Origin of the sequence: Gordonia sputi NBRC 100414 (genome assembly GCF_000248055.1) — a bacterium.
Lineage (GTDB): Bacteria > Actinomycetota > Actinomycetes > Mycobacteriales > Mycobacteriaceae > Gordonia > Gordonia sputi.
Window position 1 is genome coordinate 72,032 of record NZ_BAFC01000022.1, and the last position, 15,382, is coordinate 87,413.

The 15,382-nt window shown below is 65.8% G+C and carries 14 protein-coding genes and 1 riboswitch; of the genes, 13 read left to right on the forward strand and 1 reads right to left on the reverse strand.

The window, feature by feature from the left end; all coding sequences use genetic code 11:
* Positions 1 to 2 precede the first annotated feature (2 nt).
* Complete coding sequence (locus tag GOSPT_RS02745; RefSeq protein WP_005202719.1) at positions 3 to 260, reverse strand: lipopolysaccharide assembly protein LapA domain-containing protein; 258 nt, start codon at positions 258 to 260, stop codon at positions 3 to 5.
* A gap of 185 nt (positions 261 to 445) precedes the next feature.
* A riboswitch (FMN riboswitch) is annotated at positions 446 to 603 on the forward strand.
* A 120-nt stretch (positions 604 to 723) separates the two neighbouring features.
* On the opposite strand from GOSPT_RS02745, the gene GOSPT_RS02750 reads away from it, so the two are divergent.
* The 13 genes from GOSPT_RS02750 to ppc all read left to right on the forward strand — a co-directional run bounded on the left by GOSPT_RS02750 (position 724) and on the right by ppc (position 15,357).
* Positions 724 to 1,374 carry a riboflavin synthase gene (locus tag GOSPT_RS02750; RefSeq protein ID WP_005202721.1) on the forward strand — a complete coding sequence of 217 codons (651 nt, stop codon included), beginning with the start codon at positions 724 to 726 and terminating at the stop codon, positions 1,372 to 1,374.
* Positions 1,375 to 1,379: 5 nt separating this feature from the next.
* Positions 1,380 to 2,732 carry a bifunctional 3,4-dihydroxy-2-butanone-4-phosphate synthase/GTP cyclohydrolase II gene (locus GOSPT_RS02755; protein ID WP_039854555.1) on the forward strand — a complete coding sequence of 451 codons (1,353 nt, stop codon included), beginning with the start codon at positions 1,380 to 1,382 and terminating at the stop codon, positions 2,730 to 2,732.
* The gene (ribH, locus tag GOSPT_RS02760) at positions 2,729 to 3,217 is read left to right on the forward strand and encodes a 6,7-dimethyl-8-ribityllumazine synthase (RefSeq protein WP_005202726.1); all 489 of its coding nucleotides are present in this window, start codon (positions 2,729 to 2,731) and stop codon (positions 3,215 to 3,217) included. The genes GOSPT_RS02755 and ribH overlap by 4 nt, the downstream gene beginning before the upstream one ends.
* A 17-nt stretch (positions 3,218 to 3,234) precedes the next feature.
* Complete coding sequence (locus GOSPT_RS02765) at positions 3,235 to 3,720, forward strand: PH domain-containing protein (protein ID WP_085941911.1); 486 nt, start codon at positions 3,235 to 3,237, stop codon at positions 3,718 to 3,720.
* 48 nt (positions 3,721 to 3,768) lie between these two features.
* The gene (gene uvrC / locus GOSPT_RS02770) at positions 3,769 to 5,817 is read left to right on the forward strand and encodes an excinuclease ABC subunit UvrC (protein WP_005202729.1); all 2,049 of its coding nucleotides are present in this window, start codon (positions 3,769 to 3,771) and stop codon (positions 5,815 to 5,817) included.
* Positions 5,810 to 6,712 (forward strand): RNase adapter RapZ, encoded by a 903-nt coding sequence (gene rapZ / locus GOSPT_RS02775; protein ID WP_005202730.1) that lies wholly within the window; start codon positions 5,810 to 5,812, stop codon positions 6,710 to 6,712. Before uvrC ends, rapZ begins: the two co-directional genes overlap by 8 nt.
* Entirely contained in the window at positions 6,709 to 7,719 is a 1,011-nt protein-coding gene (locus GOSPT_RS02780; protein ID WP_005202731.1) for a gluconeogenesis factor YvcK family protein, read from the forward strand. Before rapZ ends, GOSPT_RS02780 begins: the two co-directional genes overlap by 4 nt.
* Positions 7,720 to 7,827: 108 nt before the next feature.
* Positions 7,828 to 8,805 carry a DNA-binding protein WhiA gene (gene whiA / locus GOSPT_RS02785; RefSeq protein ID WP_039854557.1) on the forward strand — a complete coding sequence of 326 codons (978 nt, stop codon included), beginning with the start codon at positions 7,828 to 7,830 and terminating at the stop codon, positions 8,803 to 8,805.
* Between the two features lie 140 nt (positions 8,806 to 8,945).
* Entirely contained in the window at positions 8,946 to 9,968 is a 1,023-nt protein-coding gene (gap, locus tag GOSPT_RS02790) for a type I glyceraldehyde-3-phosphate dehydrogenase (protein WP_005202735.1), read from the forward strand.
* The gene (locus GOSPT_RS02795) at positions 9,968 to 11,179 is read left to right on the forward strand and encodes a phosphoglycerate kinase (protein WP_005202736.1); all 1,212 of its coding nucleotides are present in this window, start codon (positions 9,968 to 9,970) and stop codon (positions 11,177 to 11,179) included. Before gap ends, GOSPT_RS02795 begins: the two co-directional genes overlap by 1 nt.
* Positions 11,179 to 11,967 (forward strand): triose-phosphate isomerase, encoded by a 789-nt coding sequence (gene tpiA, locus GOSPT_RS02800; protein WP_005202739.1) that lies wholly within the window; start codon positions 11,179 to 11,181, stop codon positions 11,965 to 11,967. The genes GOSPT_RS02795 and tpiA overlap by 1 nt, the downstream gene beginning before the upstream one ends.
* 149 nt (positions 11,968 to 12,116) lie before the next feature.
* Entirely contained in the window at positions 12,117 to 12,350 is a 234-nt protein-coding gene (gene secG, locus GOSPT_RS02805; protein ID WP_005202741.1) for a preprotein translocase subunit SecG, read from the forward strand.
* Positions 12,351 to 12,522: 172 nt separating this feature from the next.
* Positions 12,523 to 15,357 (forward strand): phosphoenolpyruvate carboxylase, encoded by a 2,835-nt coding sequence (gene ppc, locus GOSPT_RS02810; protein WP_005202743.1) that lies wholly within the window; start codon positions 12,523 to 12,525, stop codon positions 15,355 to 15,357.
* Positions 15,358 to 15,382: the final 25 nt, after the last annotated feature.

The window sequence follows — 15,382 nt, forward strand, 5'->3', positions numbered from 1 at the left end:
CCCTACTTTCGCTTCAAGCGGTTCCGGCCGATGAACCATCCCGCGATCACGCCCGCGAGCGCGATGATCGTGAGGACGAGCCACAACGACGCTCCGACGTGGATGAACAAGAAATTGATGCGCACGTGCTGCGTGTTCTGCGCGATGAAGATGACGCCCACAACGATGAGCACGAGTGGAATCCAGTTGCGTGCGGCGAGTCCGAGCAACTTCGACGACGTCGTCTGCCCTGTTGAACTGCCCTCGGTGTTCGCGGTCATTGCGACACCGCCTTCCCATGAGTTTGAACCAAAGCGGCTGTACTGAACTTTGCGGTTGTACTGACTCTGCGGTGGGCGATGAACGCCCGCTGATCGGAATTATCACCCGGTGAGGGGCACCGGTGGCGGATTGCGGGTTTCGGGTGAGTGTCGCACCGCTTCACCTGCGTGCTAGCGTCGAATGCAGACGTTCTCGGGGCGGGGTGAAAGTCCCCACCGGCGGTGAGTGGTCGCGATCAGGTCGCGTCGACAAGCCCGCGAGCGCCCGGCCGCCAGGTCGGGGTCAGCAGATCCGGTGTGATTCCGGAGCCGACGGTCATAGTCCGGATGCGAGAGAACAAGACGGCACAGGTGTGCCGCCCTGTCCGCCCCACGCGGGTTGCCCATTGTGTTCGCGCAGAACACGGCGGGTTATCCGGAACGCAGTGGGTCGCCCGCAACGAGGGCAGGACAGGAGCGCATATTGTTCACCGGCATCGTCGAAGAACTCGGCACGATCGTCGCGCGCGACGACCTTTCGGATTCGGCCCGATTCACCATTTCCGGACCGCTGGTCACCTCTGACGCCTCACACGGAGACTCGATCGCGGTCAACGGTGTGTGCCTGACCGTAGTGGAGTTGTCGTCCGACGGCGCGTTCACGGTCGATGTGATGGCCGAATCCCTCAATCGCAGCTCGCTCGACGTCCTCGCGACCGGCAGCCGCGTCAACCTCGAACGCGCCATGGCCGCAGACGGCCGCTTCGGTGGGCACATCGTCCAGGGTCACGTCGACGGAACCGGCACGGTGACCGCGGTGACGCCCTCCGAGCACTGGACCGTCGTGCGGATCGCCGTTCCCGACACACTGTCGCGCTACCTCGTCGAGAAGGGATCGATCACCGTCGACGGTGTGTCCCTCACCGTGTCCGCCATCGGTGGCGACCCCGCTGGGCAGGGGCAGAGCTGGTTCGAAATTTCCCTGATCCCCACCACGTTGAACGAGACGAACTTGGGTACGGCGCAGGTGGGTGCCGTGGTCAACCTCGAAGTCGACGTCATCGCCAAGTACGTCGAACGTCTTGCGTCGGCAAACACCACCGCAACACCCGCGGACGCAGCAGGAGTGAAGTGACACAGATGAGTACCGAAAACACCGTTGCCGACCACACCGTCGCCGACCACACCGTCACCGACAGCACGGCCACGCACACGACGGTCGACTTCGACACCGTCGAGCGCGCCATCGCCGACATCGCTGCCGGCAAGGCAGTCGTTGTGGTCGACGACGAGGACCGCGAGAACGAGGGCGACCTGATCTTCGCCGCCGAGAAGGCAACTCCGGAGCTCGTTGCCTTCATGGTGCGCTACACGTCGGGCTACCTGTGTGTGCCGCTCGACGGCGACACCTGCGACCGACTCGGCCTACCCCCGATGTACTCGGTCAACCAGGACAAGCACGGCACCGCCTACACCGTGACGGTCGACGCGCGTGAGGGCATCGGCACAGGCATCAGCGCGTCCGACCGCGCGACGACTATGCGCAAGCTCTCCGACCCGGCCAGCACGGCCAACGACTTCACCCGACCGGGCCACGTCGTGCCGCTTCGCGCCAAGGACGGGGGAGTCCTTCGACGCCCCGGACACACCGAAGCCGCTGTCGACCTCGCGCGCCTCGCAGGCTTCACCCCGGCGGGCGTGATCTGCGAGATCGTCTCGCAGAAGGACGAGGGTTCGATGGCGCAGACTCCCGAACTGCGGGTCTTCGCCGACGAACACGACCTCGCACTCATCTCGATCGCCGACCTCATCGCGTGGCGTCGTCGGCACGAGAAGCACGTCGTGCGCGTCGCCGACGCACGCATCCCGACCCGGCACGGAGAGTTCCGCGCGGTCGGCTACACGAGCATCCACGACGACGTCGAGCACGTCGCGTTGGTGATGGGCGACATCGCGGGAGACGACGGAACCGGCAGCGACGTGCTGGTCCGCGTGCACTCCGAATGTCTGACCGGTGACGTGTTCGGATCACTTCGCTGTGACTGCGGTCCGCAACTCGACGCCGCGATGGAGATGGTCGCCGCGGAGGGCCGCGGTGTGGTGCTCTACATGCGTGGCCACGAGGGCCGCGGCATCGGGCTGATGCACAAGCTGCAGGCCTATCAGCTGCAGGACGCGGGTTCTGACACCGTCGATGCCAACCTTCAGCTCGGGCTGCCCGCCGACTCGCGCGACTACGGACTCGGCGCACAGATCCTCGCCGACCTCGGCGTCACCTCGATGCGGTTGCTCACCAACAACCCCGCGAAGCGGGTCGGTCTCGACGGATACGGTCTGCAGATCGTCGAACGCGTGCCGATGCCGGTGCGCGCGAACAAGGAGAACCTGCGGTATCTGCGCACCAAGCGCGACCGCATGGGCCACGACATCATCGGACTCGACGAACCGCTAGCCGACGGCGCAGCGGTCGCAGGTGAGGCAGGACAGGCATGAGCGGCCCGGGCGAACCCGAACTCGACCTCGGCGATGCAGGCGATATCTCGCTCGCCATCGTGTCGTCGCAGTGGCACGCAACGATCTGTACCGCGCTCCTCGACGGTGCCGTGCGGGAGGCAGCCAAGCGCGGCGTCGATGACCCGACCATCGTCCAGGTCGCCGGGGCCATCGAGCTGCCGGTCATCGTGCAGGCGCTGGCCCGGACCCACGACGCCGTGGTGGCGCTCGGGGTCGTGATCAAAGGCGAGACGCCACATTTCGAATACGTCTGCGACGCCGTGACCGCGGGACTGACCCGTGTCTCGCTCGACGAGTCGACGCCGGTCGGCAACGGCGTCCTGACCACGCTCAACGAGCAACAGGCACTCGACCGTGCCGGTCTGCCCGACTCCAAAGAGGACAAGGGTGCACAGGCAACGGCCGCGGCGTTGGCGTCGGCGCTCACGCTGCGTGCGTTGAGCACCGCCGGATCGCCCACGTGACCGAGAGCCGTCAGCACATGGCGTCGACCGACACGTCCGAGCGCGGCGATGCCGAGTGGGACATGGTCTACCGACCACGCCGACTCGCGCGGATCGCCGTCGTCGTCGCCGTCGTCGTGCTGGCCATCCACATCGTCTTCGGTGTGCTGCTGACGATCTCCGACACCGGCCCGGAGAACATCGGGGCGTCGGACCAGGCGGCGATCATCATCATCGGACTGATCATCGCGGCCGCCATTCTGCTGTTCACCCGACCGCGGCTACGCGTCGGAAAGCAGGGCGTATCGGTGCGCAACCTGTGGGGAGACAGACTGTTCGAGTGGGATCGAGTGCGCGGTTTGACCTACCCCGACCGCGGGTTCGGTGCGCAGTTGCTCCTGCCTGCGGACGAGCACATCCCTGTGCTCGCGGTCCAGGCGGGCGACGGGGACAGAGCCGTCGAGGCGATGGATCGCTATCGCGAACTCGCGGCGCGGTACCAGAGCGGTTCGACACCGACCTGACCGGCGGGTGCACCGCTCTGGTCGGTGCCGCGTACTAGCCTGGAATCCGTGGCAGACCCGACTACCTACCGTCCCGCACCGGGGACGATTCCGACCGACCCCGGGGTCTACCGTTTCCGCGATGCACATGGCCGCGTCATCTACGTCGGCAAGGCCAAGAACCTCCGCTCGCGTCTGACGTCGTACTTCGTCGACGTCGCGTCGCTGCATCCACGTACGCGCCGGATGGTCACCACCGCGGCGTCGGTCGAATGGACGGTCGTCGGCACCGAGGTCGAGGCGCTTCAGCTCGAGTACAACTGGATCAAGGAATTCGATCCTCGGTTCAATGTCCGCTATCGCGACGACAAGACCTACCCGATGCTCGCGGTCACCATGAACGAGGAGTATCCGCGGCTGTTCGTCTACCGGGGTCCACGTAAGAAGGGCGTCCGGTACTTCGGTCCCTACTCCCACGCCTGGGCGATCCGCGAGACCGTCGACCTCCTCACCCGCGTCTTCCCGGCCAGAACCTGCTCGGCAGGCGTGTTCAAACGCCACCGCCAGATCGATCGTCCGTGTCTGCTCGGCTACATCGACAAGTGCGCTGCACCGTGCATCGGTCGTGTGAGTGCCGACGAGCACCGTGCAATCGTCAACGACTTCTGCGACTTCCTCGCCGGACGTACCGACCAGATGATTCGACGCCTCGAACGCGAGATGAACACGGCGGCAGAGCAACTCGACTTCGAACGTGCGGCACGGCTGCGCGACGACGTCGGTGCGATGCGACGCGCGATGGAGAAACAAGCCGTTGTGCTCGGTGACGGCACCGACGCCGACGTCGTCGCGATGGTCGGCGACGACCTCGAGGTCTCCGTGCAGATCTTTCACGTCCGCGACGGTCGTGTGCGCGGGCAGCGAGGGTGGGTCGTCGAGAAACCCGACGACGAGTCACCCGCCGAGCAGGTCGCGCAGTTCCTCACACAGTTCTACGGTCGGCAGGACGATCTCGACGGCAGCGAGGCGATCCCGCGAGAAGTACTGGTCCCTGAGCTGCCGCCAGACGAGGAGCAACTCACCGCGTGGCTGTCGGGGTTGCGCGGGTCGAAGGTCAGTCTGCGCGTGCCGCAGCGTGGCGACAAGCGCGCACTCTTCGAGACCGTCGAGCGTAATGCGGGCGAGGCGCTCGCCCAGCACAAGCTCAGGCGCGCAGGCGATCTCACCACCAGGTCGGCCGCACTGACAGAATTGCAGGAGGCGCTCGGACTCGACCAGGCCCCCCTGCGCATCGAATGCGTCGACATCTCGCACGTCCAGGGAACCGACGTCGTCGCATCGCTCGTCGTCTTCGAGGACGGACTGCCCCGCAAGTCCGACTACCGGCACTATTCGATTCGGCAGGCGGCGGGCGACGGACACTCCGACGACGTGGCATCCATCGCGGAGGTGACCCGCAGGCGGTTTCTGCGGCACCGCGCCGACCAGGACGCTGCCGCGGCGACCACGGTGCACGTGACGTCCGGCGAGATCTCCGCGCGTGCGGTCGATTCCGCGCCACCGCCGCCGAAGAAGTTCGCGTATCCGCCCAACCTCTACGTCGTCGACGGCGGCGCTCCTCAGGTCCATGCGGCGGCAGCCGTTCTCGACGAGCTCGGCGTCAACGACGTCTCCGTCATCGGCCTCGCCAAACGCCTCGAAGAGGTGTGGGTGCCCGGCGACGACGACCCGGTCATCCTGCCGCGCAACAGCGAGGCGCTGTTCCTGCTGCAACGCGTACGCGACGAAGCCCACCGGTTCGCGATCACCTTCCACCGCAGCAAGCGCAGCAAGCGGATGACCGAATCGGTGCTCGACGGTGTCGCCGGTCTCGGGCGCGCACGCCGCACCGCTCTGGTCACCCATTTCGGTTCGGTTGCCCGACTGCGCGAGGCGTCGATCGACGAGATCGCACAGGTCCCCGGCATCGGTGAGGCGACGGCGCGCGCCGTTCACGAGGCGCTGGAACCGGTCAACGCGGGTGCTCCGGCCCAGAACGGTGTGTCAGATCAGAACGGTGTGTCAGAGCAGAACGGTGTCCCAAGTGTTCCAACCCAGACGGGAGCAGAGAGTGGCTGAGATCGCCGACGACGATCAACTCGTCGTGCTGTTCGTGGCAGGCATGTCGGGTGCGGGCCGATCGACCGTCGCCAACATCCTGGAGGATGACGGTTGGTACGTCGCCGACAACGTTCCCGCCCCGTTGCTCTCGACGCTGGTCGAGACCGTGCGCGAGTCCGACCCGCCGGTCACCCGGCTGGCGGTGGTGCTGCGGGCTTCCGATCCGTCGATCGGTGCGCAGTTGGAGTCCCTGCGCACCGAACTCGAACTCGCGGGGATCGCCACCAAGGTGTTGTTCCTCGATGCGACCGATCCTGTCCTGGTTCGCAGATTCGAGCAGGTTCGTCGTCGACATCCGTTGCAGGGCAAAGAGACTCTCGTTGAAGGTATCGCTCGCGAACGTGTCATCCTCGCCCCGATCAAGAACTCCGCCGACCTCGTCGTCGAGACGTCGTCGTTGACGGTGTCGAAGCTGCGTGAGCTCGTCGAGGAGGTTTATCCGCACGACGGCGAGCCACGACTGTCCGTCGCGGTGCAGTCGTTCGGGTTCAAGTACGGGTTGCCCATCGACTCCGACATGGTGGCCGACGTTCGATTCCTGCCCAACCCCTACTGGGTGTCGGAACTGCGCGAGAAGAACGGACGCGACGCACCGGTTCGCGACTACGTACTCGGGCACGACGAAGCGGGGCACTTCCTCGGCCTCTACACCGATCTCGTTGGGGTCGTCGGAAAGGGCTACCTGCGCGAGGGCAAGCGGTACATGACGATCAGCGTCGGCTGCACCGGCGGCAAGCATCGCAGTGTCGCGATCGCCGAAGAACTCGCGTCGCGGTTGAAAGCTGCGGGAGACGACGCCGGTTCGACGCGATACGACGTGCGTGTGATGCACCGCGATCTGGGGCGCGAATGAGCAGCCCGGACCGCATCGTCGCGCTCGGCGGAGGCCACGGCCTGTACGCGACGTTGACGGCGATGAGGTACCTCAGCCCGAACGTCACGGCGGTGGTGACGGTTGCCGACGACGGCGGTTCGTCCGGCAGGCTCCGAAGCGAACTCGACATCATCCCTCCCGGCGATCTACGGATGGCGATGGTCGCGCTGATGAGCGCACCCGCCGCGCTCGACGATCGAGGCGACAACCCCGAACCGGGCGCGATGGAACGCTCGCGTCACGAGCTGTGGGCACGCACGCTGCAGCATCGTTTCGGTGGATACGGCGCACTCGCAGGGCATCCCATCGGCAACCTGCTCCTCGCGGGCCTGTCCGAAGTTCTCGGCGACCCGGTCGCGGCCCTTGATGAATTGGGCAGACTTTTCGACGTCGACGGCCGGGTGCTTCCGATGTCGACCGGGCCGTTGGAGATCGAAGCGGATGTGTCCGGTCTCGAATCCGATCCACGGATCAGTCGGGTCATCCGGGGACAGGTCGCGGTCGCGACGACGCCGGGCAAGGTGCGTCGCGTGCGTCTGCTGCCGCCCGACCCGCCTGCCTGTGACGATGCTCTCGACGCCATCGCCGCTGCCGACCTCGTCGTACTGGGACCCGGCTCGTGGTTCTCGAGCGTCATCCCACACGTGCTCGTGCCCGCGCAGCGAAAGGCGTTGCGGCAGAGCGCAGCCCGCAAGATGCTGTTCGTCAATCTGGCGCCCGAACCAGGGGAGACGCCGGGCTTCTCGGTCGAGCGTCACCTCCATGTCCTGCACGCGCACGACGACACGTTGTCGATCGACGACGTCGTCGTCGACTCGGCATCTGTACCGTCGGGTGCCGAGCGTGATCACCTGGTGCGGGCGGCGAAGAATTTCGGCGCACAACTGCGCGTCGGGGATCTGGCCGTCCCCGGTCAGCATGTGCACGACCCCGTCAAGGTTGCGTCGCTGGTGAAGCAACTGTGCGAAGGTGAAGGCACCGACTAGGCTGGGTCCATTGTCTGAGGCGCGGACGTTGCGAGACTCGGGTGTCTGAAGTATCGCCCGAGCGAGGGGTGTGGGAACCAGGTGACAGGAGGCAAGGGACCGGTGGCAATGACCGCGGCCGTGAAGGACGAGTTGAGCCGGCTCACGGTGACACAGGTGAGTTGCCGCAAGGCCGAGGTGTCTGCGCTGTTGAGGTTCGCAGGGGGCCTGCACATCGTCGCGGGTCGCGTGGTGGTCGAGGCCGAAGTCGACATGGGCAATGTTGCGCGCCGCCTTAGGCGCGACATCCACGACCTCTACGGCTATGCCTCAGAAGTCCACGTGCTCCGTAGCGGGGGCATCCGCAAGAGCGCTCGCTACATCGTGCGGGTCACCAAGGACGGCGAGGGACTCGCGCGTCAGACCGGCCTTCTCGACCTGCGTGGCCGCCCGGTCCGCGGACTGCCCGCGCAGGTGGTCGGTGGCAGCGTCGCCGACGCCGAAGCCGCTTGGCGCGGAGCATTTCTCGCGCACGGATCACTCACCGAACCCGGTCGTTCGTCGGCCCTCGAGGTCAGTTGTCCCGGGCCGGAAGCGGCCCTCGCGCTCGTCGGCGCCGCGCGTCGGCTCGGTGTGTCGGCCAAGGCTCGCGAGGTGCGCGGTGCCGACCGCGTGGTGATCCGCGACGGCGAGGCCATCGGTGCGCTGCTCACCCGCATGGGCGCACATGACACGCGATTGGTGTGGGAGGAACGACGGATGCGACGCGAGGTGCGCGCGACCGCGAACCGCCTCGCGAACTTCGACGACGCCAACCTGCGACGGTCCGCGCGTGCCGCCGTCGCCGCGGCCGCTCGTGTCGAACGGGCATTGGAGATCCTCGGCGACGAAGTCCCCGATCACCTCATCGCGGCAGGGCAACTGCGTGTCACGCACAGGCAGGCGTCGCTGGAGGAGCTCGGTCAACTCGCCGATCCGCCGATGACCAAGGACGCCGTTGCGGGACGGATCCGACGCCTGTTGTCGATGGCCGACAAGAAGGCTCGCACCGAGGGGATTCCCGATACCGAGTCGGCGGTCACGTCGGATCTTCTCGACGACGCCTGACGCTAGCGACCCTAATGGGTGCCGGAGGTGTTCGAGACCACTAGGCTGGACGGTGACTGGGTTCGCGGAGGCGCTTTGGCTCCGCCCCATGACCCGGGCCGTGAGGCCCGAGACCGATGAAACCGCTTAAGGAGCACACAGTGACTGTTCGGGTAGGCGTCAACGGATTCGGCCGAATCGGCCGCAATTTCTTCCGTGCCGTTGAGGCACAAAAGAAGCTGGGCCAGACCGACATCGAGATCGTCGCGGTCAACGACCTGGCCGACAACAAGTCCCTCGCACACCTGCTGAAGTTCGACTCCGTCGGCGGCATCCTCGACGAGGACGTGTCGCTCGAGGGTGAGGACACCATCGTCGTCGGCAACCAGAAGATCAAGGCGCTCGAGGTCCGCGAGGGTCCGGCAGCGCTTCCGTGGGGCGATCTCGGCGTCGACGTCGTCGTCGAATCGACGGGCATCTTCACCAACGCGGAGAAGGCGAAGGGACACCTCGAAGCCGGCGCGAAGAAGGTCGTCATCTCGGCACCCGCGACCGGTGAGGACATCACCATCGTCATGGGCGTCAACGACGACAAGTACGACGGCAGCCAGAACATCATCTCCAACGCGTCGTGCACCACCAACTGCCTCGGCCCGTTCGCGAAGGTGATCAACGACGAGTTCGGCATCATCAAGGGCCTGATGACCACGGTCCACGCCTACACCGCAGACCAGAACCTGCAGGACGGTCCGCACAAGGACCTGCGTCGCGCACGCGCGGCGGCGATCAACATCGTGCCGACCTCGACCGGTGCCGCCAAGGCCATCGGACTCGTGCTCCCCGAGTTGAAGGGCAAGCTCGACGGCTTCGCGCTGCGTGTGCCGATCCCGACCGGCTCGATCACCGACCTCACCGTCGAACTCGAGAAGGGCGTGTCGGTCGACGAGATCAACGCCGCGATGAAGGCTGCCGCCGACGGACCGCTCAAGGGCATCCTGCGTTACTACGACGCACCGATCGTCTCCTCGGACATCGTGGGCGACCCGCACTCGTCGATCTTCGACGCGGGCCTGACCAAGGTCATCGAGGGCAACCTCGCCAAGGTCAGCTCCTGGTACGACAACGAGTGGGGCTACTCCAACCGCCTCGTCGACCTCTCCGATCTGGTGGGTAAGTCGCTGTAATGAGTGTGAAGACTCTGAAAGACCTTCTGGCCGAAGGCGTTTCAGGGCGCGCGGTGCTGGTCCGGTCGGATTTCAACGTTCCGCTCGACGGAACGAAGATCACCGATCCGGGCCGCATCATCGCGTCGCTGCCGACGCTCAACGCACTGATCGACGCGGGCGCCAAGGTTGTCATCGCCGCCCACCTCGGTCGTCCCAAGGGCGAACCGGACCCGAAGTACTCGTTGGCGCCGGTCGCAGAGCGCCTCGGTGAAGAACTCGGACGCAACGTCCAGCTCGCCGCCGACGTCGTCGGACCCGATGCGCTCGCGCGCGCCGAGGGATTGACCGACGGCGACGTGCTGCTGCTCGAGAATGTTCGATTCGATGCCCGCGAGACGTCGAAGGTCAATGCCGAGCGCGAGTCGATGGCCGCCCAGCTCGCCGAGCTCGTGGGCGACGACGGCGCGTTCGTCTCCGATGGTTTCGGTGTGGTCCACCGCAAGCAGGCGTCGGTGTACGACGTCGCCAAGCTGCTGCCGCACTACGCGGGTCAGCTCGTCGAGCGTGAGGTCGACGTGTTGACGACGCTGACGACCGATCCGGCGCGGCCCTATGCCGTCGTGCTCGGTGGCTCGAAGGTGTCGGACAAGCTCGGCGTGATCGAATCGCTGGCCCCCAAGGTCGACACCCTGGTCATCGGCGGCGGTATGGCGTTCACTTTCCTTGCCGCGCAAGGACATTCGGTCGGTAAGTCGCTGCTGCAGGAAGATCAGATCGACGTCTGCAAAGACCTGCTCGACCGGTTCGCCGACGTCATCCACCTTCCGGTCGACGTCGTCGTCGGCGACAAGTTCGCCGCCGATGCCGAGTCCGACACCGTCTCGGTCGAGGACATCCCCGACGAGTGGATGGGCCTCGACATCGGGCCTGAGTCGGTCAACCGCTTCGCCGCGGTGCTGACCGGGGCCAAGACCATCTTCTGGAACGGCCCGATGGGCGTGTTCGAGTTCCCGAAGTTCGCCGCGGGCACCAAGGGTGTGGCCGAGGCGATCATCACCGCGACCAACAACGGCGCGTTCAGCGTCGTCGGCGGTGGCGACTCGGCTGCTGCCGTGCGCACGCTCGGGCTGCCGGAAGAGGGCTTCTCGCACATCTCGACGGGTGGCGGCGCGTCGTTGGAGTTCCTCGAAGGCAAGGAGCTTCCGGGTCTGAAGGTGCTGGAGGACTGATGGCTGCTCGTAAACCGCTCATCGCGGGCAACTGGAAGATGAATCTCAACCATCTCGAGGCGATCGCCCTGGTGCAGAAGATCGCGTTCGCGCTGCCGGCGAAGTACTTCGAGAAGGTCGACGTGACGGTGATCCCACCGTTCACCGACATCCGCAGCGTGCAGACCGTCGTCGACGGCGACAAGTTGCTGCTCACCTACGGTGCGCAGGATCTGTCTGAGCACGATTCGGGTGCCTACACCGGCGAGATCAGCGGAGCGTTCCTCGCGAAGCTCGGCTGCACCTTCGTCATCGTCGGGCACTCCGAGCGTCGGACCCTGCACGGTGAGACCGACGAGGTGGTGTTGGCCAAGACCAAGGCGGCGCTGCGTCACGGGCTGACCCCCATCGTGTGCATCGGCGAGCACCTCGACGTCCGTGAGGCCGGAAACCAGGTCTCGCACAACGTCGAACAGCTCAAGGCGTCGTTGGCAGGTCTCTCGGCCGAGGAGATCGGCAAGGTCGTCGTCGCCTACGAACCGGTCTGGGCGATCGGCACCGGCCGTGTTGCCAGTGCGCAGGACGCCCAAGAGGTGTGTGGCGCGGTTCGCGGTGCGCTTGCGGAACTGGCCGACGAGGCCACCGCGGCGACGGTCCGTGTGCTCTACGGCGGCTCCGTCAACGCCAAGAATGTCGGCGACCTCGGGGCACAGCCCGACGTCGACGGCGCACTTGTCGGCGGTGCATCGCTGAAGGCCGACGATTTCGCAACGCTCTCGGCCATCGCGGCAGGTGGTCCACTGCCCTGAGGGGTGGTGCCCACACGCCGTGGGTCGCTCGCGGGGTCATAGCTCCCGACGCGTAGACTGTGGCAGGTTGGTTTCGTCATGCGCGCTCATGTGTGCAACGAGGCCAACCTGCCCTCTGCCGTACACGACGAAACAGGAATGCTCACCGGATGAAGCTCGCGCTCGAAATCGGTCTGATCGTGACCAGTGTTCTGCTGGTCGTCCTCGTGCTGCTGCATCGCGGCAAGGGCGGTGGCCTGTCCTCGCTGTTCGGCGGCGGCGTGCAGTCGAGTCTGTCGGGTTCGAGCGTTGTCGAGCGCAATCTCGACCGGTTGACGGTCTTCGTCGGCCTGGTGTGGTTCATCCTCATCATCGGCGTCGAACTCGACATCAAGTACTCCTGACCAAGATCACGTACTTCTGACACTTTCAGCACGGGGGCCGCGCACAGTGCGCGGCCCCCGTGCTGTGTCTGCCCAAGTTGTGCTGTCGGCCCCTTCTTGTGCTGTGTCTGGTCTGTCGTGTTCGGTTCGCGTCGAGATGCCCCGTTCGCTGAATACCTGAATACTTGAGGACATGACCTCAACCGATCCGTCCCACGGTGCCCCGGCCTGGCGTCCATCGACGTCCATCGATGATCTGATCTCCGTTGACGACGAGGGGCGAGCCCTCACCGAACCGTTGCGTGAGGACATCCGGTTGCTCGGCGGCCTACTCGGCGATGCGATCAGAGAGCACGCGGGTGACGAGGTCTTCGATCTGGTCGAAGCTGCGCGCGTCGCTGCTTTCCGAATCCGACGTGCGGAGATCGACCGCGACGAGCTCGCCGACATGTTCACCGATCTCGACATCGACACCGCGATGCCGGTCATCCGTGCATTCGGCAACTTCGCGCTGTTGGCGAATCTCGCCGAGGACATCCACCGCGAGCGTCGTCGTGCCATTCACGTGCGCGCGGGCGATCCTCCGCAGGACAGCAGCCTCGCCGCCACCTACGCGAAGCTCGCGGCCGCCGACCTGTCCGACGCCCAGGTGGGAGCGGCGCTCGCCGACGCGACGGTCGTCCCGGTGATCACCGCCCATCCGACCGAGACCCGACGCCGCACGGTCTTCGACGCGCAGAACCGCATCACCGAGCTCATGCGCTTTCGCGGACGCACCAACCTCACCTCCGACGAGGACGCCGAGGTCATCGAGGCGATCGAGCGCCAGATCCTGACACTGTGGCAGACGGCACTCATCCGTCTCGAACGTCTCACCATCCAGGACGAGATCCGGTCCGGCCTCCGCTACTACGACGCCTCGTTCTTCGACGTCGTACCGAAGATCAACACGTCGGTGCGGTCGACACTGCAGGCGGCGTACCCCGACGCCGGCCTGTCCGACGAGCCGATCCTGCGGATGGGTTCGTGGATCGGCGGCGACCGTGACGGCAACCCGTATGTGACCGGCGATGTGGTCGCGTTGGCGACGTCCCTCGCGGCGCGCACCGCGATCGGACACCACCTGTCCGAACTTCGGCTGCTCCGTCAGGAGCTGAGCATGTCGGCGCGGTTGATCGAAACCAGCGGGCGGCTCGTCCAACTCGCGGGTGTCGACGCAGACGACCCGGCGACCGACGAGCCATTCCGGTTGGCACTCAAGCACATTCGTGCGCGACTCGTCGCGACGGCTGAAGCGTTGTTCGGCCCGGACGTGCTGCAGAAGGAGGATCTCGACCTCATCGACGGCAAGCCGCCGTATGCCGATTCGGCCGAACTCCTCGCCGATCTCGACGTCGTCGACGAAGCGCTCCGCGAGAATCGTGATGAGGCCATCGCCGACGATCGGCTGCTGCGCCTGCGTGAGGGCGTCCGGACGTTCGGATTCAATCTGTCGGGTCTGGACATGCGGCAGAACTCCGACATGCACGAAGAGGTCATCGCCGAGCTGCTGGCGTGGGCGGGCGCCACACCCGACTACTTGTCGTTGTCCGAGGAGGATCGCGTTGCGGTGCTGTCGGCGGAGCTGCAGGCCCGCCGTCCGCTCACCAGGCCCGATTCGGACCTCTCGGAGCTCGCACGCAAGGAACTCGACATCGTTCGCGCTGCTGCCGCCGCCGTCGCGGCATTCGGCCCGCAGTCCGTACCGAACTACGTCATCTCCATGTGTACGTCGGTCAGCGACATGTTGGAGCCGATGATCCTCCTCAAAGAAGCAGGCCTCATCGACATCGACGACGACGGCAAGCTGGTCTCGACGGTGCGGATCGTCCCGCTGTTCGAGACGATCGAAGATCTCCAGCAGGGCGCCGAAACGCTGCTCGCTGCGCTCGATTTGCCGTTCTACCGCGATCTCGTCGATTCGCAGGCCGGGATGCAGGAGGTCATGCTCGGATACTCGGATTCGAACAAGGACGGCGGGTACATGGCCGCCAACTGGGCGCTCTATCGCGGTGAGCTCGACCTCGTCGAGGCGGCCAAGAAGGCGGGTATCCGCCTGCGTCTGTTCCACGGTCGCGGTGGCACGGTCGGTCGCGGTGGCGGCCCGAGCTACGACGCGATCCTGGCCCAACCGCCGGGGGCGGTGCAGGGTTCGCTGCGTATCACCGAGCAGGGCGAGATCATCGCGGCCAAGTACGCGGAACCCGTTGTCGCCGAACGCAATCTGGAAACGCTACTCGCGGCAACCATCGAGTCGTCGTTGCTCGACGTCGAGGGTCTCGGTGATGAATCGGAACAGGCGTACCAGAATATGGACGAGGTAGCGGCCCTTGCCCGTGCCGCGTACTCGAAGCTCGTGCACGAGACGTCCGGGTTCGTCGAGTACTTCACCACGTCGACACCGCTGTCGGAAATCGGCGCACTCAACATCGGCAGCAGGCCCGCGTCGCGCAAGCAGACCGAGAAGATCTCGGACCTGCGCGCCATTCCGTGGGTGCTGTCGTGGACGCAGTCCCGTGTGATGCTGCCGGGGTGGTACGGCACCGGCACGGCCTTCGAGCAGTGGGTCGGCGACGACCCGCAGCGACTCGAGACCCTCCATCGGTACTACGAGAAGTGGCCGTTCTTCCGCACGGTGATGTCGAACATGGCGCAGGTGCTCGCCAAGTCGGACATGGGTCTCGCGCACCGGTACGCCCAGCTCGTTCCGGATGAAGCGTTGCGCGACAAGGTATTCGGGATGATCGTCGACGAGCACGAGCGCACCCTCGCGATGTACGCGAAGATCACCGGCACCGATGATCTTCTCGCCGACAACGCCGCACTGAAGCGTTCGGTGTACAACCGATTCCCGTATCTCGAGCCGTTGAATCTGCTGCAGGTGGAACTGCTGCGGCGGTTCCGTGCAGGCGACGACAGCCCGCGGGTCCGACGTGGCATCCAGCTCACGATGAACGGTCTGGCGACGGCGCTGCGTAACAGCGGCTAGCGCGGCCGACGGCAGCCGCCGCCGA